This window comes from Streptomyces uncialis, from assembly GCF_001905345.1.
GTDB lineage: Bacteria > Actinomycetota > Actinomycetes > Streptomycetales > Streptomycetaceae > Streptomyces > Streptomyces uncialis.
The window spans coordinates 1,245,108-1,264,543 of sequence record NZ_LFBV01000002.1; the positions used below are offsets into that span (position 1 = coordinate 1,245,108).

Genomic DNA, 19,436 nt, shown 5'->3' on the forward strand with positions numbered 1-19,436 from the left:
AGGCCGCCGCGAGGGCACTTCGGGGCCCGGCCGGATCGCGTCGGGCGCGTGCCGGACGCGATCCGGCCGGGTGCCGGGTCCGGGCGGGGTCACGCGACGGGCAGGACCGGCACCAGCTCGTCCCAGCGGTGGATCTGGCAGCCGTCGGTGCGGGAGAACTTCGCGTCGACGGGCCGGCCGTGCCAGTGGCCGGTGACCCGGGCGGTGGCGGACCCGCCGTGCTGGAGCGTGCAGAAGGTGTCCGCGGGCAGCGGGGCGAACGGGTCGCGGTTCCCCTCCGACAGCTTCGTCAGCCGCTCGCACGCCTCCTCGGCCTCCGGGTGGGTGCCCCCGGCGGGCCCGCACCGGAGGCGGTACGTCCCGTCGAGCCCCCGGTCGGTGCCGCTCACCGCGATCGTGAGCCGGTCGGGTTCGCCGAGGAGGCGGTGCAGGGGGACGGTGTCGAGGGCGGACGCCGTACCGGGCACGGCGACGAGCCCCGACAGGGCGACGAAGGCGGCGGAGACGGAGCGGAGCAGACGGTACGACGGCATACGAGGTCCCTGGGTGGCTGCGCGGACGGGGTCCGGGGCGGTTCGGGTCACCCGGTCTAACGCGCGGGACGGGACGGGGTTGCGGACCGCGGTGGCGCCGACCGCCGCGCCGCCGGTCGCAGCGGCCCGGTGTCGCTCCGGGGCGCGGAGGTGGGTGGGGTGGCGGGTGCGGGTGCGGGTGCGGGTGCGGGCGCGACCGGCGGATGGGCCGGGTGCGGTCGCGGGTGCGGACCGGACCGGCGGACGGGGCGGGTGCGGGGCGCGGTCGGGGCGCGGGCAGGTTCTCCCGCCGGCTCCGCCGGTCCGCTCTCCGGTCCGCCTTCCGGCCCGCCCGCCCGTGCTCCGCCGTGGCGCGTCCGAAGTGCTTTGCCCTGTGGCCGGGCCGCCTAGTACCGTAGGGGGCGATTGGTGACAGCCCGCTGGGCTGTGTCATCATCTGCACGCACCGTTCGCGCTCGCGCGGGTGGTTGTGCGGGAGGCGTCGCCTAGTCCGGTCTATGGCGCCGCACTGCTAATGCGGTTTGGGTCTTAAAGCCCATCGAGGGTTCAAATCCCTCCGCCTCCGCACATGATCCTGAAGCCCCGGCCCCACGGTCGGGGCTTCAGGCATTCCACGGTCCGGCGCTCCTGGCGCACATCCGCCACGCGCCCGGGACCGACCGCCGACCACCGACCACCGGAGACGGGACCCGTCGGCCTGTCGGCCCGTCGCGCGGAGCCTTCCGCACCGACCCGCCCCGTCCGCTCCCACGCCCCCGCGCGACGGCTCGCCGCCCACCCCGTCGATTGCGGTCAGAATCAACAAAACCGCAGGTCAGGTCAGCGATGCGGAATGGATTTCGCCTCACGGCGCCGGTCATGTAATGTTGTTCCCGCAACGCCGACCGGCCGAAAAGCGGGACGGGGAAGCACACAGCACAACAGAACACAAGCACTCGTAGCTTAACGGATAGAGCATCTGACTACGGATCAGAAGGTTGCAGGTTCGAATCCTGCCGAGTGCGCAGCAGTGAGAGGGTCCCGGAGAGCATCCGGGGCCCTTTTGCGTTGTCCTGGTGCAGGTGCCTGCCGTCACCGGCTGTCGGTCGTGGGCCGGTGACGGTGATCCGCGCCCCCGTCGTCGTTCTCCGTGGTCAGCGGGGCTGCCAGGTGCTGGGGTGGCGGGCGACGGTGTGGAGGTGGGTTATCTGGGCGGGGGTGAGGGTGCCGGTCAGGGGGGCCAGGGACGCCAGCTGGCGGGGCTGGTAGACGCGGACCGTGCGCTGGGTGGGGGCGACCCGCGGGGGTTCGGTGTCCACGTAGACCAGGACCGGGTGGACCTCGAACGGGAACGCGCAGTGCCGTCGCAGGGTGCGGTGGGCCCGTTCCGCCTCGGCACGGCTGTTGCGGGGGTGGGGGCGGGGCGGTCCGTGGTTGATCCGCGCCATGTCGTCGCCCACCCACACCGTCTTGCCGGGGTGCCGTTTCGTGTTGATCGTGAAGACGCCGCCCGGGCCGATCAGCAGATGGTCCATGTCGTTGTGCGGGGACAGCTCGATCGAGTGGATGACCCGCCAGCCGTGCCGCGCGAGCCGGCCCAGCTCGGCCCCCACCACCTGCTCGCCCTTCAGCCCGGTCCGCCAGCTCGCCATCCGGTCCGGGCGCAGCCGTAACAGGATCAGCAGGCGTTCGAGGCGGCTCGGGCCCGTCAGCTCCAGCCGCGCCCGCAGCGTGGCGCCCGGCAGGTTGTCCGCCAGGTCCGGTGCCGGGACGCCTACCGGGGCCGGAGCGAAGTCCGGCGGGGGCGGGACAGCTCGGCCGGGGGCCGGCGACAGCGGTCCCGGGGGTGAGGCGGACGGGGTGCCGGGCCCCGTCGGGGTCCTGCGTGGCGGGGCCTTCGGACGGGCCCTCGGCGGCGGGGCCGTGGGACGGGGGACGGCCCGCGCGGTGCGCAGGGCGGCCAGCGCCGCTTGGTGGTAGCGGGGATCGGTGACCGTCAGGGAACCCGTCCTGCGGTCCAGCCAGGCCACCGACGTACCGTCCGGCAGGTTCACGTACAGCCGGTCGTGGCCGAACCGTTTCCACGCGCTGACCCTCAACTCCGCCACCGGACCCCCCTCGGCCGTGCCGTGCGCTGTCCCCGCTATCGCAACAGGGTCGGCGCGGTGTCACAAGACCGCCTCGTCCGGGGCCGATGTCAGTGGTGGGGGTTACTTTCGAAGGGTGACGTGGCGGTGCACCGGGGTGCGGTGGGACGGGGACACGGGAACGCCCCTGCTGGGATGGCAGGACGGCGGGCGGACCCGGCAGCGCGTGCTGCGTTACGGCGAGACGCTGGGGTTCCGGGTCGTCGGGGAGCGCAGATGCCCGGGGGTGTGGCGCGGCGGGAACCAGGTGCCGTGCGCGGTGGGTGCCGTGGTCGGGGCGCGCGCCGTCAGCGACCGGTGCGAGGAATGCGCGCGCCTGGACCGCGCCCGGTCCGTCGCCGCCGATACCTACGCCGACGACCCCCGCCCCTACCGCGTCTACCTCGCGTGGTTCGGGCGCGGGATGGTCAAGGTGGGGATCACCCGGGCCGATCGGGGGCCGGCGCGGCTGCTGGAGCAGGGCGCCGTCGCCTTCGTCTGGCTCGGCACGGGCCCGCTGATGGCCGCGCGCCGCGCCGAGGAACTGCTGCGCGCCGCGCTCGGCGTGCCGGACCGGGTCCCGTACGACCGGAAGCGGGCCGTACGGGCCGATCTTCCCGGGCCGGAGGTGCGGGCGGCGGAGCTGCGCGCGCTGCGCGGGGTGGCCGTGGCGCTGCCGGGATGGCCCGAGTCGCTGGAGCGGACGCCCGGCGGCTGCGCGGTCGTGGATCACGGCGAGGTGTTCTCGACGGCGGGGCTGCCGCCGGCCACGTCCGTGGTCACCGAACTGCGCGACGGCGGCGTCGTACGCGGGGTGCTGGTGGCGGCCGCCGGTCCCGACCTGCACCTTCGGGTGGACGGGTGGGCTGATCCCTCCGGGTCGGCCGATGCCCCGGGTCGGCCTGATGCCCGCGGTCGGGCCGATGCCCCCGGGCGGAGTGGCCCTGCGAGTTCCGGCGGTGGGCCCGGTCCCGGTGGGCGGCGGGTCGTCGTGCTGGACGGTCGGCTGATGAGCGGCTGGGAACTCGTACGGGACTCGGGGGAGATGGAGTACATGGGGGATGCCGCCGCCGATGGGGCCGGCCACGGGGGACGGAGCGGGCGCGGGGACGGCGGGGCCGGGGCGGTGACGGTTCCCGTGCGGGATGTGTCCGCCGTGCAGGGCGGGTTGTTCTGAGGGGAGGGCGTCACGCAGGGTGCGGTTGCCGGTCCGGCGCGGGTACCGGTCGGGCTTGGGTACCGGTCAGGGGTGCCGGGCGGGCCTGCGGGCAACGGCCTGACCAGGGGCGGTGATTCTCAGGTGTTTCACAGGCTGCCGATAGTTTTCTCTCAGAGCGTTCGCCCAGGGTTCTCGTCATGACCGTGACCCAAGGACGTACGGAACTGCTGAAGCCGGACGGAACTCCGGTCCGGGTACTCGTCGTGGACGACGAACCGACGATCACCGAACTGCTGTCGATGGCCATGCGTTACGAGGGCTGGAGCATCCGCAGCGCGGGCGACGGGCCGGAAGCGGTGCGGGCCGCCCGGGAGTTCCGGCCCGACGCGGTCGTCCTCGACCTCGCGATGCCCGGTATGGACGGGCTCGATGTGCTGACCCGGCTGCGGCGCGATCTGCCCGGGGTCCCGGTGCTGTTCCTCACCGCCAAGGACGGGGTCGAGGAGCGGATCGCCGGACTCACGGCCGGGGGCGACGAGCACGTCACCAAACCGTTCGGACTCGAAGACGTCGTCGCCCGGCTGCGCGGGCTGATCCGGCGCGCCGGGACGCTCGACCGGCGCGGCGCGTCCTTGCTGGTCGTGGGCGATCTGACGCTGGACGAGGACAGCCATGAGGTGGTCCGGGGCGGTACCGCCGTCCATCTCACCGCCACGGAGTTCGAGCTGCTGCGCTTCCTGATGCGCAACCCGCGCCGGGTGCTCAGCAAGGCGCAGATCCTGGACCGGGTCTGGAGCTACGACTTCGGCGGCCGGGCGAACGTCGTCGAGCTGTACATCTCGTATCTGCGGCGGAAGATCGACGCCGGACGGGAGCCGATGATCCACACGCGGCGGGGCGCCGGATATCTGATCAAACCGGCCGCGACGGTCTGAACGCCCGCACGCCGAAGAACCCCTCCCCGCGACCCGCCCGCGCGGCGCCCGGATAACTGATTGTACGTCGTATAGGGACTCCTCTACGGTGTACGTCGATCGTTGACGTGCACCGTAGAAGGAGTGGGTATGGCAGCCATGGCCGTGGATTCGGGGGGCCGGGAAGCACAGGGACATCCACGGCGCTGGCTGATTCTCGGGGTGATCCTCGTGGCCCAGCTCACGGTGTTGCTGGACAACACCGTGCTGAACGTCGCGATCCCCTCGCTCACCCGGGAGCTGGACGCGTCCAGCTCGGACATCCAGTGGATGATCAACGCCTACTCGCTGGTGCAGTCCGGGCTGCTGCTCACCGCGGGCAGCGCCGCCGACCGGTACGGGCGCAAGAAACTGCTCGCGGCGGGACTCGTGCTGTTCGGTATCGGCTCCCTCGCGGCCGGGCTCGCGCAGAGCTCGGGGCAGCTCATCGCCGCGCGCGCCGGGATGGGTGTCGGCGGGGCGCTGCTGATGACGACCACGCTCGCCGTCGTCGTGCAGGTCTTCGACAAGGACGAGCGGGTGAAGGCGATCGCGCTCTGGTCGACCGTGAACTCCCTCGGGTTCGCCTCCGGACCGCTGATCGGCGGCATCATGCTCGACCACTTCTGGTGGGGCGCGATCTTCCTGATCAACATCCCGGTGGCCCTGGTCGCGCTGGTCGCCGTGGTGCGGATGGTGCCGGAGTCGAAGGACCCGAGGGGCGACCGGCCCGATCTCGTCGGGGCGGTCCTGTCGACGATCGGTATGACCGCCGTCGTCTACGCGATCATCTCCGGCCCCGATCACGGCTGGACCTCCGGTCAGGTGCTCGTCCCGGCCGCCGTCGGTGTGCTGGTGCTGGGGCTGTTCGTGCTGTGGGAGCTGCGCATCCCGCACCCGATGCTGGACATGCACTTCTTCCGTGACCGGCGTTTCGTCGGCGCGGTCGCCGGTGCGGTCTTCGTCGCGTTCGGGATGGGCGGCTCGCTGTACCTGCTGACCCAGCACCTCCAGTTCGTCCTCGGGTACGGACCGCTGGAGGCCGGGGTGCGGACCGCGCCGCTCGCGCTGACCGTGGTCGTGCTCAACCTCGCCGGGCTCGGCGCGCGCATGGTCGTCAAGCTCGGTACGCCGGGTGCCATCGCCACCGGTATGAGTCTGCTGTCCGGCGGGCTCGCCGCGATCGCGCTGCTGTCCGGCGGCACGGACGGCACGTACGGGGGCATGTTCCTCGGGCTGGTGATGATGGGCGCGGGTATCGCGGTCGCGGCGCCCGCGATGGCCAACGCCATCATGAGCGCGATCCCGCAGGAGAAGGCGGGCGTCGGAGCGGGGATCAACGGCACCCTGGCGGAGTTCGGCACCGGACTCGGTGTCGCCGTCCTCGGCGCCGTCCTCAGCTCCCGTTTCTTCGCGCTCGTCGCCGTGTCGGCGGCGTCGCTCCCGGCCGCGCTCGCCGCCGCCGGTTCGCAGGCGGAGCGGGAGCGGATCGCGGACGCGTTCGCGTCCGGGCTGGCCACCAGCCAGCTCGTGGGCGCGGCCTGGGTGCTGTTCGGAGGACTCCTCGCGGCGGCGTTGCTGAGGCGTGCGGAGCGGGCAGACTCCTTGGTGTCCGCCCCGGCGGCCACGGACGCGTCGCCCGGACCGGCCGGCGGTACGGGGACCGGCCGGACCACCTCCACCGGTACGGCCACCCCGGCGGGCACCTCGACGGGTACGGGTACGGGTACGGGGGCCCCGGCGGGTACGGGCACCGGCGTCGGCACCGCGCCGGGGACCGATGGGGCCGCACGTGAGGGAGGGGCGGCCCAGGCCCCCTGAGCTCCGGCTTAGCATGCGGACAAGCGGTACGAGATGCCGCAGGACGTGATGAGCGGGACGGGTGGGCGGTGGACGAGCGATGACGGTGCTGGTCCGTACGGCCCGGAGGACGGGAAGAGGTACACGATGGTGAGGCCGGCCGACAGGTCCCGACGCCCTGGACGGTCCAGCGTCTGGCTGGCGGACGGGTCGCCCCGCGGCGCCTCGGCCCGCCGCAGCGCCCACCCGTCCGGGCTCGACCGTGACGTCATCATCCGGACCACGGTCGAACTGCTCGACGCGGAGGGGCTCGCCAAGTTCTCGATGCGCAGGCTCGCCGCCGAGCTGAACGTCACCGCGATGTCCGTGTACTGGTACGTCGACACCAAGGACGACCTGCTGGAACTGGCCCTCGACAGGGCCTTCGGGGAACTGCGGCTGCCGGAGCTGTCGCTCCCGGGCGGCGAGGCCCGGGGCCGCGGCCCCGGTTCGCCGCTCGCGGGGACCTTCGACGCGGGGACCTTCGGCGGCGCGGTGGGCCCCGTGGGCGCGGTCGCCGCCCCCGGGGAACCGGGGCCCGGGGACGAGGACGGGTACGGGTACGGGTACGGGAACGAGCCCGGAGCCGGAGCCGGGGTCGGAGCCGGGGTCGGCAACAGCGACGGCATCGGGAACGACGCCACCGCCACCCAAACCGCTACCGGCACCCAAACCGGCACCGCCACCGCCCCCCACCCCGACGCCGACTGGCGGGACATGCTGCGCAGCCTCGCGCGGGAGCTGCGGAACCTGCTCGTCCGGCACCCGTGGATCTCCCCGCTCGCCGGGACCTTCCTCAACGTCGGCCCGCACTCGCTGAACTTCTCCCTCACCGCCCAGCGGATCATCCGCCGCACGGGGCTCGCCGCGCACGAGCAGATGGGGGCGCTCTCCGCCGTCTTCCAGTTCGTCTACGGCTTCGGGACGATCGAGGGCCAGTTCCTCCAGCGGTGCCGGGAGGCGGGCATGAGCCAGGACGCGTACTTCCAGGAGGCGATGAGCGCGGTCGCCATGTCCCCCGCGGTGGCCCAGACGGTCGGTGAGGCGTCCGACCTCATGGCGGCACGCGGCGGCGACACCGTCGAGGAGATGCGGGAGCGGGAGTACGCCTTCGCGCTGGAACTGCTGATCGCCGGCATCGAGACGATGGTCGCCCGGGGCGCGGAAGCCGGTACGAGTACGAGTACGACTACGGGGACCGGTACCGCGCCGTCGCGTCCCGCCGGGTGACACGGGCGCGGGTACCAGTACGGGCGCGGGTACGGGGATGGGGCCGGGTGCGGGCACGGGCGGCGAATCCCCGCGTCCCGCCGGGCGAATCCCACGTTCCGCCAGGTGAACGTAAGGGCGGGCGCCGAAATCAGCGCGCGGCGGGACCGCTCACCTCGCGTGCCACCGGTGCGCGCCCCCGCAACGGCACCTCCTTGATGAACAGCGTGATGAGGAACGCCACCGCGGCCAGCGGGGCCGACACCAGGAACACGTCCGCTATCCCGTGCCCGTAGGCGCTCTCGACCACGCCCCGCAGCGGTCCGGGCAGGGTGTCCAGGTCCGGGATGGCCCCGCTCCCCGCCCCGCCGTCCCCGAACCGGGCGCCCGCCGGGCCGAGCGCGGTGAGCCCGTCCTCGACGTACCCGTTGATCCGGGTGGCCATGACCGCGCCGAGCGCCGAGACGCCGACGGCACCGCCCAGCGACCGGAAGAACGTCACCACGGAACTCGCGGCCCCCAGGTCCGCCGAGTCCACCTGGTTCTGGGTGCACAGCACGAGGTTCTGCATCATCATCCCGATGCCGAGGCCCATCAGCACCATGTACAGGGCGATGTGCCAGTACTCGGTGTCGTGCCGGATGCCGCCCAGCAGCCCGAGCCCGGCCGTCACCAGCACGCCGCCCGTGACGAGCCACGCCTTCCACTTCCCGGTACGGGTGATGATGAGCCCGGACGCGGTGGAGGACACGAACAGTCCGGCGATCAGCGGGATCGTCAGCACCCCCGACATCGTCGGTGACTCGCCCCGCGAGAGCTGGAAGTACTGGCTGAAGAAGACCGTCGCGGAGAACATCGTGACGCCCACGAACAGGGACGCGAGCGAGGCCAGGGTGATCGTCCGGTTGCGGAACAGCCGCAGCGGGATGATCGGCTCGGCCGCCCGCGACTCCACGTACACGAACAGCGCGCCCAGCAGCAGCGAGCCCGCGACCATCGCGTACGTCTGCCAGGACAGCCACGCGTACTTGTCACCGGCGAAGGTCACCCACACCAGCAGCAGGCATACGGCGGCCGAGACGAGGAACGCCCCGGTCCAGTCGACCTTGACCGGCCGCTTGACCACGGGCAGCTTGAGCGTCTTCTGGAGCAGCACCAGCGCGAGCAGCGCGAACGGCACCCCGACGTAGAAGCACCAGCGCCAGCCGAGCCACGAGGTGTCCGTGATGACCCCGCCGAGCAGCGGCCCGCCGACCGTCGCCACGGCGAAGTTCGCGCCCAGGTAGCCGCTGTACCGGCCGCGTTCACGCGGGGAGATCATCGCGGCCATCACGATCTGCGCGAGCGCGGACAGTCCGCCCACCCCGATGCCCTGCACCACCCGGCAGGCGATCAGCATCCCGGGACTCTGCGCGAGCCCGGCCACCACCGAACCGGCGACATAGATGACCAGGGCTATCTGGACCAGCAGCTTCTTGGAGAACTGGTCGGCGAGCTTGCCCCACAGCGGGGTCGTCGCGGTCATCGCGAGCAGCGCGGCCGTGACGACCCAGGTGTACGCGCTCTGGCCGCCGCCGAGGTCCCCGATGATCTCCGGCAGCGCGTTGGTGACGATGGTCGAGGAGAGGATCGCGACGAACATCCCGAGCATCAGGCCGGACAGGGCCTCCATGATCTGCCGGTGGGTCATCTGCGGCGTGCCGTCGTCCGTACCGGGCCCGGACGCACCGGCTCCCTCGGCACCGCTGCCCCGCACCTCGGGCGGTGTGGAAGTTGCCATGGTCGTCCTCTTCCTCTGATTCCTCTGGTTCGTACTGGTTCCGCCGGGCGCTCCGGCCCGGAGCGGTCTGCGGTGACGGTGGGGCGGTGACGGCGGGGCGGTGACGGCGGGCGGGATGTCCGCCCCGCCACCCCGCCGCTCCGCTCGTCACGTCCGCCGGGTTCGCGGGTGCGCGGGTGCGGGAGGTGGTGGGTGCGGGTCCGTCGACACCCGCACCGCTACGGGTACGGGTACGGGGCCAGGTACGTACGGCTTGGGTCCGGGGTCAGCCGGGCGCCGGGGCGGGGGTCCCGGCGAAGGGATCGGCGAGGGCCCCGGCGGGAGGCACGTGGCCTGGGACCGGAGCCGTGCCGCCTGGAACCGGGGCGGTGCCGTCCGGGACCGGGGCGGTTCCGGTGAACGTCGGCGCAGACGCGGGCCGGGACCGGGGGTAGGGGTGCCGGCCGGAGGGCGCGCGGCAGTCCCCGAACTCCCCGCGCAGCCGGGTCAGCAGGACGGTGAGCTGGCCGATCTCGTCGTCCGACCAGCCGTCCAGATAGTGCGCGAGCGCCCCCGAGTAGCGTTCGGCCAGTTCGTTGAGCTGGACCTTGCCGGACGGCGTCAGCCGCAGGATGCGGGACCGTTTGTCGTCCGGGTCGGGCGAACGGTCCACCCAGCCCCGGTCGGTGACATGGGCGACATGACGACTGGTCACGGACATGTCCACGGTGAGCAGTTCGGCGAGCTTGCTGATCCGCATCTCGCCGTGCCGGTCCAGTGTGTGCAGGACGGCCGCCGCCCCGGCGGGACACTCGGCGGGCAGCGCCCGCGCGAGCCCCCGGTTCACGGCTCCCACGGCACTGAGCTGCCGGGCCAGCTCCCCGAATCTGGCACGCGCGGCCATGACCCCTCCTGTTTGTTGCTTAGAGCAACCATAAGGGATCGTTGGTTGCCGAAGGCAAGCTAAATGGGGTCGGAGCCCTTAAAAACCTGGCAAATGTGCCGGGTGGGACCGGTAAAACCGCAGGTGGAAGCGGGTTTCCGGGCATCATGGGGCGACGGGACGGAATCCGGCCCGGTACGGCCGGGTGTCCCCTGCGGGTGCGGAACGGGAGCCGCGACCGTACGGAAGGGTGTTCCGAGGGTCGTCCCCGTACCCCGCTCTTGGGGGCGCCGCTCCAATTCGGCTAGTGTCCTGCCACATGGCACAGAACCCCCAAGCCCCGCAAGGCCCTCAGGGCGGTCACGACCCCGCGGGCAACACCCAGATGTTCCGCGCCTTCGTCGACGAGGGCGGCACCCCCCAGGCTTCGGCACACGGCACCCCCGCGTCCTCCGGTCCCCGGATCGGCCTGATCATCGGCGTCATCGCCGCGATCGTGATCGTCGCGAGCGTCGCCTGGCTCGCCCTCGGCTGACGGTTACGGCAACCACCGGACCCCGGCGGGACGTTGCGACGGTCCGCCGGTCCGGTTCCGCCAGGTACGGGTAGCCCGGGCGGGGTCCGTGAGGCCGGGTTCCGCGTACGCCCACTGTCCGCCGAGCGTTCAGGAAACGGGCTGGACGTCCCCGGCGAAGACGATGATCTGGTCGATGAGATTGCGCCGCAGGTGGACGATGTCCGTCCCCGCGAGGCGCGGCCCCTGGTCCGGTGTCGTGAAGGCCCACCGGTACCGGGCCCATTCGTCAGGCATGTCCACCCCCGAACAACGGACCATGGAACCGGCTCCCGCCGGATGCCGCCGGATGTCCAGCACGAAGCGCTCGACCGCCTCGATCCCCTCGCTGCGCCCCAACGGCCCCCAGAGGATGACGTCCGAGGTCAGAGCCTGGGACAACAGGGCAGTCACGTAGCTGTCGTCCGAGGCGTTGAACGCAGAGATGAACGTGTCGATCGCAGATTGCGCGGCTTCTTCCTGCATCCCCCAGTAATACCAGCCGCATCGCGGACAGCGCTCCGAGCACCCGCACGCGCCTCTCCGAATGCCCCTACCCCGCGAGCGGATCGACAACGCACGCTCAACCCGAGTCAGGTCGATCGGCACCCGAGCTGTGTGGACGGACAGGCCGGACCATGGCGTGGAGATCGGGAGCGCCTTCGAACGGGACGACGCTTCCGACAGTCTCGTAGCCCCAGGTCCGGTACAGGTCGTGGACTCGGACGTGCGCCTGGTGGACGAGCAGGGTGACGCGTTGTTCGCGGCGGTCCGCGAGCAGGGTGTCGTGGATGCGGACGGCCGTCCCGGTGCCGCGCCAGGGGGCGCGGACCATCAGTTCCGACAGGGCGAAGGTCCGGGCGCCCGACTCGGCGGTGAAGCCGTCGGGAAGGGCCGGGGTCACCTTGGCCCACCAGCGGGTGCCGGGACCGAGGGGCGCTCCGTACGCGTAGCCGACCGGCTGATCCCCGTCGTGGGCGGTCACGCAGGCGAAGTCCTTGCGCGCGGACCAGTGGTCCACGAAGCCCGCGAACGCCTCCCGCCCCGCGAGCGGATCGTCGCTCCCCGCGTACACCTCGTCGTGGACGTCGAGCAGCAGACCCCGGATCGAGGCCGCGTCCTGGTGACCGTGGTGCCGGAACCGGAGGTCGGGCCCGGTGGGCGTTGGCGGAGATGGCATGGCCGGACCCCTCTCGCACATGAAGAGCGTCACCGAGACGTGTACCCCGTCGCGAGGGATACGCCACCGTGTCGTCCCGGGCTTACATTGCAAGGGTCAGCAATGCGATGTGGGAGTCAGTATGCCCAAGCACACCGACGATTCCGCGCCCTCGGGTGACACCCTCAAGGAACTGCGGCTCGGCCGCGGACTGACCCAGGAACAGCTCGCCGAACGTGCGGGCACGAGCCTGGGGGTGGTGAAGAAGCTGGAGCGGGGCGGTACCGCCCGGATGGAGAGCTATCACGCGCTGGCCCGGGCCCTCGGGGTCCGTACCTCGCGGTTGTTCGAGCCCGCCGGTCCGCACTCCTCGACCCGGACCGACGACGACAACATCGACCTCATGCCGCTCCGGCAGGCCCTCGCCCCGGCCGTGACCTTCACCGGGTGCCTGCGGGTGGGCAGCCCCGACCCGGAGCCGGACCTGACCCGGCTCCGTGCCACCGCCACGGACATGGGCCTGGCCTACCGCCGCGACGACTACGGCCGCGTGGCCGAACTCCTGCCCTCCCTCGTACGGGCCGCCCATGACGCGGTCGACCACTTCGCGGGCGCTCCCCAGCACGGCGAGGCCTTGCGGCTCAGGTCGAACGTGTTGCAGATGGCGGGACGGTATCTGACCCAGGTACGTGCCTACGACCTGGCGCACACCGCGCTGCGGGACGCTGTCCAGGACGCGGTGCATGTGGACGACAAGGGCGCGGTCGCCGGGGCCGTCTACCAACTCGGCTGGCTGCTGATGCGCCAGGGCCGCCTTGACGAGGCCGAGCAGGTCAGTATCGCCACCGCCGACGCCGTGGAGCCCCGGATCTACCAGGCCACCGGAGCGTCACTCGGGGCCTGGGGCAAACTGCTCGTCCACGCGAGTGCGGCGGCGGCCCGGAACAACCGCGACCAGGAGGCGCGCGAGATGCTGCGACTCGGACGGGCCGCAGGTGTGGCGCTCGGTGGCGGTCAGGCTGTGGAGGCGTCCAGTTGGGGCCGGTTCGACTGGCGGACGGTCGCGTTCCAGGGGATCGAGAACCAGCTGGTGGCACGTCGGCCCGACCGGGTCCTGGGCTTGTCGGCACGGCTGCCCGCGCCGAAGGACAAGAAGGAGCGCCTCTTCATGCGCCGGCATCTGCTCGATGTCGCCCAGGCGCACGTGATGCTGCGGCACTTGGACGAGGCCACAGGCGTCCTGTGGTCCCTGCGGAACGAGACCCCGGAATGGCTCCGTCACCAGCGGATGGCCGCCGACACCTTCCGCGACATCATCAGAACCAGCAAGCGAGCCCGACTGTCGCCGCAGCACCGTGACTTGGCAGCCTTCTTCGGCCCGGAGTAGGGGTCCACGTATCTGTCGGTCATTCCAGTGGTTGGGCCCCGTGGGCCGTGGCGATCGCGTCGATACGTCGTGCGAGGTCGAAGTCCGCTGCGGTGAGCCGGTGCCCGGCGTCGTGAGTCGTGATCGTGAACCGCACATGGTCCCAGCGCAGGTCGATGTCCGCGTGGTGGCCGATCAGCCGTTCCGTGTCGGCGACATGCACGATCAGGGCGACGCCGCCGTGATAGCGAATGCCGTAGCCACGGGTGATGTGGTCCCCGTCGCGACGCCAGCCGGGAGCGCCATCCAGGGCTGCTGCGATCTCGCGCTCGGTCAGCGGTGCGGGAGTGTCCGTCACGCTCGGTTCCCTTCTGGTGGGCCCGACGTTGGCTGCGGGTGCCCTCACTTTCCCTGAAGGTTCGGCAGCGTGCTCTGCGGGTGCACCGCAGGTGATTCGGAGCGATGAAGTGCGTGCCGTGCCGCGAGCACTGGAATGGCAGCGATCTTCTCGGGGGTCAGATCGGACCATACGATGCCGCTCGGACGTCGTGGAGCGGGGCACCGGATCACCTCGTCAGGTGTGACGATGTAGTCCACGGAGAAATCGTGCTCGGATTCGGGAATGTCCTCTTCGAGCACCTGGAGTTGATGAACTGGTGCGATGATCACGGTCCGCTCCGTTACCAGGCCGGCCTCGATCAATAGCGCCACCTCAAGGTCGGAGTATCCCGCCCCCTTGCCGATACGTGCTCCAGACCGGTTCACGGCCACGCTTCCACACACCACCAAGTCGATGGGTTCCATGTCTTCGACACCGACACGAGGCGCCAGCTGGGCCGCTCCGCTCTTTCCGGCCGCTTCCTCAGCGGGAAGCCCGAGCGCGTCGGGATCGAGCAGGTAGAACGGTTCGAGCGTAGCCATGCGTGGTACGGCCATATAGAGACGTTTGCCGTCCTCCAATGCCCTTACCCGTACGGGCAACTGCGCTCGGTCGGGGTTTGCCTTGACGACCGTTGACCGTTGCCACACGTCGAGTCCGGCCAGACGTTCCGCCGTCGCTTCCGCACCGTGGAAGCCAGGAATCTTGCCGAACGAATCCGGTGGCGCGCCGCCTCCGTCCATCAAGCGATGCCACGCCCGCTCGCGGACACGTTGCTTGAGCCGGTCGATGCTTGTCATGCCCCTCCTACTCAGCTAGCAGTCATCAAGGCGAGCAAGCGGTCGTTGATGTCTTGCACCCATGGCTCCGAACGCCATTCGCCCAGTTCCCTGCCAGCCGTGAACGCCAGGTTCAAACCGCCTCCACCACGAGTCAGTTCCACGGCGTCGATGGTCCGGTGCAGGGTTGCCGCTGCCTCTTCGAGCTTACGCTGGCGGATGAGAGCGAGCGTCAGGTTGCCGAGCGCGATGCTTTGGCTCTTTCTCTTCGCGGTCAGCGCAGTCACGGTCGCGGACAGAATGGGTTCGGCCCGCTCCGGCAGGTTCAGATGCAGATAGCAGGACCCGCGCAGCCTATTGAACTCGTTCACCGTGTAGCGGTCTGCGGCCAGGTCGTCCTCATTCACCCGGTCGAACTGAGCTCGGGCCTTCCTGAGCGAGTCCTCGCAACCCTTGGCGTCTCCGGCCATGGCCTGCCCTTCAGCTATATGGAGCAGGGACAGGCCCAGCAGTGACGGACTGCCGAGCTGGGCGACAGCCGCAGCCTCTTGGGCCAGCACGAGACCTTTGCCCGGATTCCTCTCACCGTACAAAGCCACGAAGCTCTTCCGCAGCACGGCGTGCGCCTCAGCGTTCGGGTCGCGTACCTGTCGCGCGGCGTGGATGGCTGCATCAAGGTAGTAGGCAGATCCGGCGTGGTCGCGCCGCTGACTCACATCCCAGACGAGTTGGCCCATCAGCGTCGCTGATTCGGCCTCTGCCCCCAGCAGCGCCCGTCTCACTCGGGAATTGCCCGCATGCTGCCGCAGGTAGCTCACCTGTCCGTGCAGTTGGCCGGCCGGTCCGAGTAGCCCCGTGGACGGAGCTTTGTCATAGGACTCATCCAGGTGCCGGATGCGTTCGTGCAGATAGGCGACGGCGATCAGATCGACACTTGAAGGGCGTTCAATCGCGTAAGCGATCCGCTCGCTCGGGCCCGGTCCGCCGACGATGACGATGTCGTCCAGGAGGGCTTGCAACTCGTCGCCTGTGACTGCGAGCAGCCTTGCCAGCTTCGGACGTATGGGTGGCTGTGGTTCAGTCACGGCCGTCTCCCAACGGATGACCGTCGTCCGTTCAACGCCCAAACGAGCAGCCAGACTTTCTTGAGTGAAGCCTGCTGACTTGCGGCGTTGGGACAAGCGCACCCGCTTGCTCGCCATGCCCTCACCCCCTTCGACCGGCGGATGCCAAAGGCTAAACCCGATTCGTCATCCGTGCAGGTGAGACCGCCGAACGCCACACTTCTGCGTCATCCTTGCCACCGTTCTGCGGTGGTGTTCGCCGGGCATTGCCGCTTCGCTTGTGCCTGGTCACACGGGTGGTTCTGGAAACGTTCGGAATATCAAGACGGATTGCCGGAAGCCAGCTGAGATCGGGCAATGCGTGTGGCCGTCAATCCTCCAACCCCCAGCCGGGGCCACCGTCCGGGCGACCGCGTGATGCCGACCGGGCCATGGCCGTCAGCGAAGGAGCCGACGTGCAGCACTGTCCAGCTGTTCCGGAACCAGCGGGAGAAGCTACCTCCGCTGCGGTCCATCCACTCCTGACCGACCGCCTCATCGCGTGGGCCCATGACCGTGACATCGGTGAGCGGGCGGCTGTGGCGGCGTTGATCGAGGAGGGGGACATCCTCGCGCGGGGGGATGTGCGGGATCTGCTGGTCGTGGAGAACGACGCCTTCGTGTTCTGCCATTGGCCGAGGTTCGAGGCGCGGTACCGGTGTGTGCTGGTGCTGGACGAGGGGGAGGACGCGTTTCTGACGCTGGTGCTGGCAACGGCGTTCCCGCGGCTCGTTCCGTTGTGGAAGGTGGAGGTGCTGGGGGAGCGGCGGTTGGGGATCGTGCTGCGGGCGCTGGCGCGGCTCGCGGGGTGCGCGACTCTCGCGGTGGGGGTGCGGTCGTGAGCGCGGCGGCCGGGGTGATCTGTTGCCGGTGCGACGGGGGTATCGGGCCCGGAGAGCCGTACGAGACGCTGCTGCGGCACTCGATGTCGGGGCCGGGGACCCGGATGCACCGGCATACCCGCTGCCCGGACGAGTCCAGCACTCGCCAGGCCGCCCTTCACGCGGCCTGGGGAAAGCTGATGACCCACCTCGGGGCCTGTGCCGTATGCCTCAGCGACGAGCCCGGGGAGTGTGTGACCGGACGGCGCCTGCGCGAGGAGTGGCGCACCGCCGAACGCGACGCGTCCTGAGGGCGTCGCCGTACCCACCGGGGCCGGGTCCCCGGGCCCGGTGGGGGCGTCGCGTCGTCAGTCGGAGATGAGGCCGTCGCGGAGCTGGGCCAGGGTGCGGGTCAGCAGGCGGGAGACGTGCATCTGGGAGATGCCGACCTCTTCGCCGATCTGCGACTGCGTCATGTTCGCGAAGAACCGGAGCATGATGATCCGGCGCTCACGCGCGGGCAGCTTGGCGAGCAGCGGCTTCAGCGACTCGCGGTACTCGACGCCCTCCAGCGCGGTGTCCTCGTAGCCGAGGCGGTCCGCGAGGGAACCCTCGCCGCCGTCGTCCTCGGGGGCCGGGGAGTCGAGGGACGAGGCGGTGTACGCGTTGCCCACGGCGAGGCCGTCGACCACGTCCTCCTCGGACACCCCGAGGACCACGGCCAGTTCGGGGACGGTGGGGGAGCGGTCGAGCTTCTGCGCCAGTTCGTCGCTCGCCTTGGTGAGGGCGAGCCGCAGCTCCTGGAGCCGCCGGGGCACCCGCACCGACCAGGACGTGTCCCGGAAGAAGCGCTTGATCTCGCCCACGACCGTCGGCATCGCGAAGGTCGGGAACTCCACCCCGCGTTCGCAGTCGAACCGGTCGATCGCCTTGATCAGCCCGATCGTGCCGACCTGGACGATGTCCTCCATGGGCTCGTTACGGCTGCGGAAGCGGGCCGCGGCGTAACGCACGAGCGGGAGGTTCAGCTCGATCAGGGTGTCGCGGACGTAGGGCCGTTCGGGGCTGTTCTCGTCCAGGGTCGCGAGCCGCAGGAACAGGGAACGGGACAGCGTCCGGGTGTCGATGGGCCCCGGGGTGACGAACACCTCGGGTGCCGGCGGGGTCGTGAGGGCCTCGGGAGCGACGAGGACCTCCGAGCGGTCGGAGCCGTGAAGCTCGGCGGGCGCTGATTCGCTCTTCGTGAGCGTGAGCACCTTCGAGCTGCCCTGTTCTGCGGACATGCCACCCCCTTGAGGTCGCTGACGGTCGCGGCCGTTCGTTCCGTCCGAGGAACCCGGCCTCCACCTGAATACCGGAGCCTGAGCCTCGGCAAACGCGCTTTCCGCAGAATGTCACATGTCGGCAACACGCTGTAGTGACTTGTCGACATCGTGTTGCTGGGTCCGTGCAGGAAAGAGGGGGTCTGGGTGCTTTGGGGGGCCGGGGTGTCGGTAACCGGCGCACGGAGGGGTCAACCCGATCCGGTTATGCCTCGATCCTGTTTGCGGATCGAAGACGCGCGAAACTTCGCGCCAGCAACCTTGACACATGCATCTGCGAGACCCCCAGTTCCGCGCTGATCTGCGACTGGGTCAGATTGCTGTAGTAGCGCAGCAGAAGGATGCGCTGCTCGCGCTCGGGGAGCTGGACGAGCAGATGCCGTACGAGGTCCCGGTGCTCGACTCCGTCGAGGGCGGGGTCCTCGTAACCGAGCCGGTCGAGCAGCCCCGGCAGACCGTCACCCTCCTGGGCGGCTTCGAGCGAGGTGGCGTGGTACGAGCGGCCGGCCTCGATGCAGGCGAGCACCTCGTCCTCGGTGATGCGCAGCCGTTCGGCGATCTCGGCGGTGGTGGGGGTGCGTCCGAAGCCGGTCGTCAGGTCCTCGGTGGCGCCGTTGACCTGCACCCACAGTTCATGGAGGCGGCGCGGGACGTGCACGGTGCGGACGTTGTCGCGGAAGTACCGCTTGATCTCGCCGACGACGGTCGGCATGGCGAACGTCGGGAACTGCACGCCCCGGTCCGGGTCGAACCGGTCGATGGCGTTGATCAGCCCGATCGTGCCGACCTGGACGACGTCCTCCATCGGCTCGTTGCGACTGCGGAACCGGGCCGCCGCGTACCGCACCAGCGGCAGGTTGGCCTCGATCAGCGCGCCCCTGACCCGGGTGTGCTCGGGCGAGCCGGGCTCCAGGTTCTTGAGCTGCCCGAACAGCACCTGGGTGAGGGCCCTGGTGTCGGCGCCGCGGCTGCGCGGAGGAGCGGGCGGGGCGGTGGAGGCGTCAGGCTCTTCGGTGGGCGGGTCGGCCGGGCCGCGGGGGGCTCCCGGTGCCGCGTCACGGGTGACCGTGTCATGGGGGGCGCGGCGGGGTTCAAGGGGAGCACCGGGGCGGTCGGACGGCACGGCCCGGTGCTCGGGGAGCGCGAGGGGGAGTTCATGGGGCGCGACGGGGGGATCGGGCAGGGGTGCCCCGCAGACCACGGGGGCGGCGGCATCGGGTGCCGCGGCTTCATGGGGCGGAGCCTGAGGCGCTGTACTGGCCGGCACGGTCAACGCCACCCCTTCGACACGTTTCGATCGCACGGTTCAACTCATCCGTCAAAAGCGGTCATAGCATCACAAGACATGTGCACTGTGTGCAAGCACCGCAAAAAGCCGTGTTGAGCTCGGAGGACGTACGGCGAAGCCCTCCACGGGGGCCGTGGAGGGCTCGGGAGAAGCGGTGGCGCCGAGAGCGGCGGTGTCCGGGCGTGACCGTCAGGGGGACGCCGATGGGGCCAGGTGCGCGGGGCGG

16 protein-coding genes, 2 tRNA genes and 4 pseudogenes are annotated in these 19,436 nt (G+C 70.8%); 11 read left to right on the forward strand and 11 right to left on the reverse strand.

What is annotated here, in order from left to right; genetic code table 11:
- Positions 1–89: 89 nt before the first annotated feature.
- Positions 90–533 carry an SSI family serine proteinase inhibitor gene (locus AB852_RS13570; RefSeq protein ID WP_073787410.1) on the reverse strand — a complete coding sequence of 148 codons (444 nt, stop codon included), beginning with the start codon at positions 531–533 and terminating at the stop codon, positions 90–92.
- Positions 534–1,007: 474 nt separating this feature from the next.
- Here AB852_RS13570 and AB852_RS13575 point away from each other — a divergent pair.
- Both AB852_RS13575 and AB852_RS13580 read left to right on the forward strand, forming a co-directional pair.
- Positions 1,008–1,098, forward strand: a tRNA-Ser gene (locus AB852_RS13575).
- Between the two features lie 366 nt (positions 1,099–1,464).
- Positions 1,465–1,537, forward strand: a tRNA-Arg gene (locus AB852_RS13580).
- A gap of 129 nt (positions 1,538–1,666) precedes the next feature.
- Here AB852_RS13580 and AB852_RS13585 read toward each other — a convergent pair.
- Positions 1,667–2,620, reverse strand: a complete 954-nt coding sequence (locus AB852_RS13585; protein WP_107499214.1) for a nuclease-related domain-containing protein — start codon at positions 2,618–2,620, stop codon at positions 1,667–1,669.
- A 115-nt stretch (positions 2,621–2,735) separates the two neighbouring features.
- Here AB852_RS13585 and AB852_RS13590 point away from each other — a divergent pair, with 115 nt between their 5' ends.
- The 5 genes and pseudogenes from AB852_RS13590 to AB852_RS40700 all read left to right on the forward strand — a co-directional run.
- Positions 2,736–3,815, forward strand: coding sequence for a DUF2797 domain-containing protein (locus AB852_RS13590; protein WP_079184570.1), 1,080 nt, complete (start codon positions 2,736–2,738; stop codon positions 3,813–3,815).
- 179 nt (positions 3,816–3,994) lie between these two features.
- On the forward strand, positions 3,995–4,732 hold the full coding sequence (locus AB852_RS13595; RefSeq protein WP_073787416.1) for a response regulator transcription factor: 738 nt from the start codon (positions 3,995–3,997) through the stop codon (positions 4,730–4,732).
- Between the two features lie 129 nt (positions 4,733–4,861).
- On the forward strand, positions 4,862–6,571 hold the full coding sequence (locus AB852_RS13600; protein WP_245876741.1) for an MFS transporter: 1,710 nt from the start codon (positions 4,862–4,864) through the stop codon (positions 6,569–6,571).
- Positions 6,572–6,697: 126 nt separating this feature from the next.
- Positions 6,698–6,994, forward strand: a pseudogene (locus AB852_RS40695) (TetR/AcrR family transcriptional regulator); the annotation flags it as partial.
- 285 nt (positions 6,995–7,279) lie between these two features.
- A pseudogene (locus tag AB852_RS40700) lies at positions 7,280–7,819 on the forward strand (TetR/AcrR family transcriptional regulator C-terminal domain-containing protein); the annotation flags it as partial.
- A gap of 136 nt (positions 7,820–7,955) precedes the next feature.
- Here AB852_RS40700 and AB852_RS13615 read toward each other — a convergent pair.
- A pseudogene (locus tag AB852_RS13615) lies at positions 7,956–9,488 on the reverse strand (MDR family MFS transporter); the annotation flags it as partial.
- 523 nt (positions 9,489–10,011) lie between these two features.
- Positions 10,012–10,461 (reverse strand): annotated as a pseudogene (locus tag AB852_RS13620) (MarR family winged helix-turn-helix transcriptional regulator); the annotation flags it as partial.
- Between the two features lie 298 nt (positions 10,462–10,759).
- Between AB852_RS13620 and AB852_RS13625 the strand changes: the two are divergent.
- Positions 10,760–10,975: a hypothetical protein gene (locus AB852_RS13625; RefSeq protein WP_073787418.1), complete on the forward strand. Its 216-nt coding sequence runs from the start codon at positions 10,760–10,762 to the stop codon at positions 10,973–10,975.
- 129 nt (positions 10,976–11,104) lie between these two features.
- Here AB852_RS13625 and AB852_RS13630 read toward each other — a convergent pair whose 3' ends face one another.
- Together AB852_RS13630 and AB852_RS13635 are read right to left on the reverse strand one after the other, a co-directional pair.
- The gene (locus tag AB852_RS13630) at positions 11,105–11,479 is read right to left on the reverse strand and encodes a hypothetical protein (protein ID WP_073787421.1); all 375 of its coding nucleotides are present in this window, start codon (positions 11,477–11,479) and stop codon (positions 11,105–11,107) included.
- A 97-nt stretch (positions 11,480–11,576) separates the two neighbouring features.
- Entirely contained in the window at positions 11,577–12,173 is a 597-nt protein-coding gene (locus AB852_RS13635) for a hypothetical protein (protein ID WP_073787888.1), read from the reverse strand.
- A 121-nt stretch (positions 12,174–12,294) separates the two neighbouring features.
- Here AB852_RS13635 and AB852_RS13640 point away from each other — a divergent pair, with 121 nt between their 5' ends.
- Entirely contained in the window at positions 12,295–13,539 is a 1,245-nt protein-coding gene (locus tag AB852_RS13640) for a helix-turn-helix domain-containing protein (protein ID WP_073787423.1), read from the forward strand.
- Positions 13,540–13,558: 19 nt separating this feature from the next.
- Here AB852_RS13640 and AB852_RS13645 read toward each other — a convergent pair whose 3' ends face one another.
- From AB852_RS13645 to AB852_RS13655, 3 genes are read right to left on the reverse strand one after another with little or no spacing between them, the layout of a single operon-like run.
- The gene (locus AB852_RS13645) at positions 13,559–13,876 is read right to left on the reverse strand and encodes a 4a-hydroxytetrahydrobiopterin dehydratase (RefSeq protein WP_073787425.1); all 318 of its coding nucleotides are present in this window, start codon (positions 13,874–13,876) and stop codon (positions 13,559–13,561) included.
- A 44-nt stretch (positions 13,877–13,920) separates the two neighbouring features.
- Entirely contained in the window at positions 13,921–14,697 is a 777-nt protein-coding gene (locus tag AB852_RS13650; protein WP_073787427.1) for a 5-formyltetrahydrofolate cyclo-ligase, read from the reverse strand.
- An 11-nt stretch (positions 14,698–14,708) separates the two neighbouring features.
- The gene (locus AB852_RS13655; RefSeq protein ID WP_073787429.1) at positions 14,709–15,878 is read right to left on the reverse strand and encodes a helix-turn-helix transcriptional regulator; all 1,170 of its coding nucleotides are present in this window, start codon (positions 15,876–15,878) and stop codon (positions 14,709–14,711) included.
- 317 nt (positions 15,879–16,195) lie between these two features.
- Here AB852_RS13655 and AB852_RS13660 point away from each other — a divergent pair, with 317 nt between their 5' ends.
- Both AB852_RS13660 and AB852_RS13665 read left to right on the forward strand, forming a co-directional pair.
- The gene (locus tag AB852_RS13660) at positions 16,196–16,621 is read left to right on the forward strand and encodes a hypothetical protein (protein ID WP_143201225.1); all 426 of its coding nucleotides are present in this window, start codon (positions 16,196–16,198) and stop codon (positions 16,619–16,621) included.
- A complete protein-coding gene (locus AB852_RS13665; protein ID WP_073787433.1) occupies positions 16,618–16,911 on the forward strand; it encodes a hypothetical protein in 294 nt (97 codons plus the stop codon). The genes AB852_RS13660 and AB852_RS13665 overlap by 4 nt, the downstream gene beginning before the upstream one ends.
- Before the next feature lie 57 nt (positions 16,912–16,968).
- On the opposite strand, the gene AB852_RS13670 is transcribed toward AB852_RS13665, so the two are convergent.
- Complete coding sequence (locus tag AB852_RS13670) at positions 16,969–17,883, reverse strand: RNA polymerase sigma factor SigF (RefSeq protein WP_073787435.1); 915 nt, start codon at positions 17,881–17,883, stop codon at positions 16,969–16,971.
- Positions 17,884–18,127: 244 nt separating this feature from the next.
- The gene (locus tag AB852_RS13675) at positions 18,128–19,045 is read right to left on the reverse strand and encodes an RNA polymerase sigma factor SigF (protein ID WP_107499239.1); all 918 of its coding nucleotides are present in this window, start codon (positions 19,043–19,045) and stop codon (positions 18,128–18,130) included.
- Between the last annotated feature and the right edge of the window lie 391 nt (positions 19,046–19,436).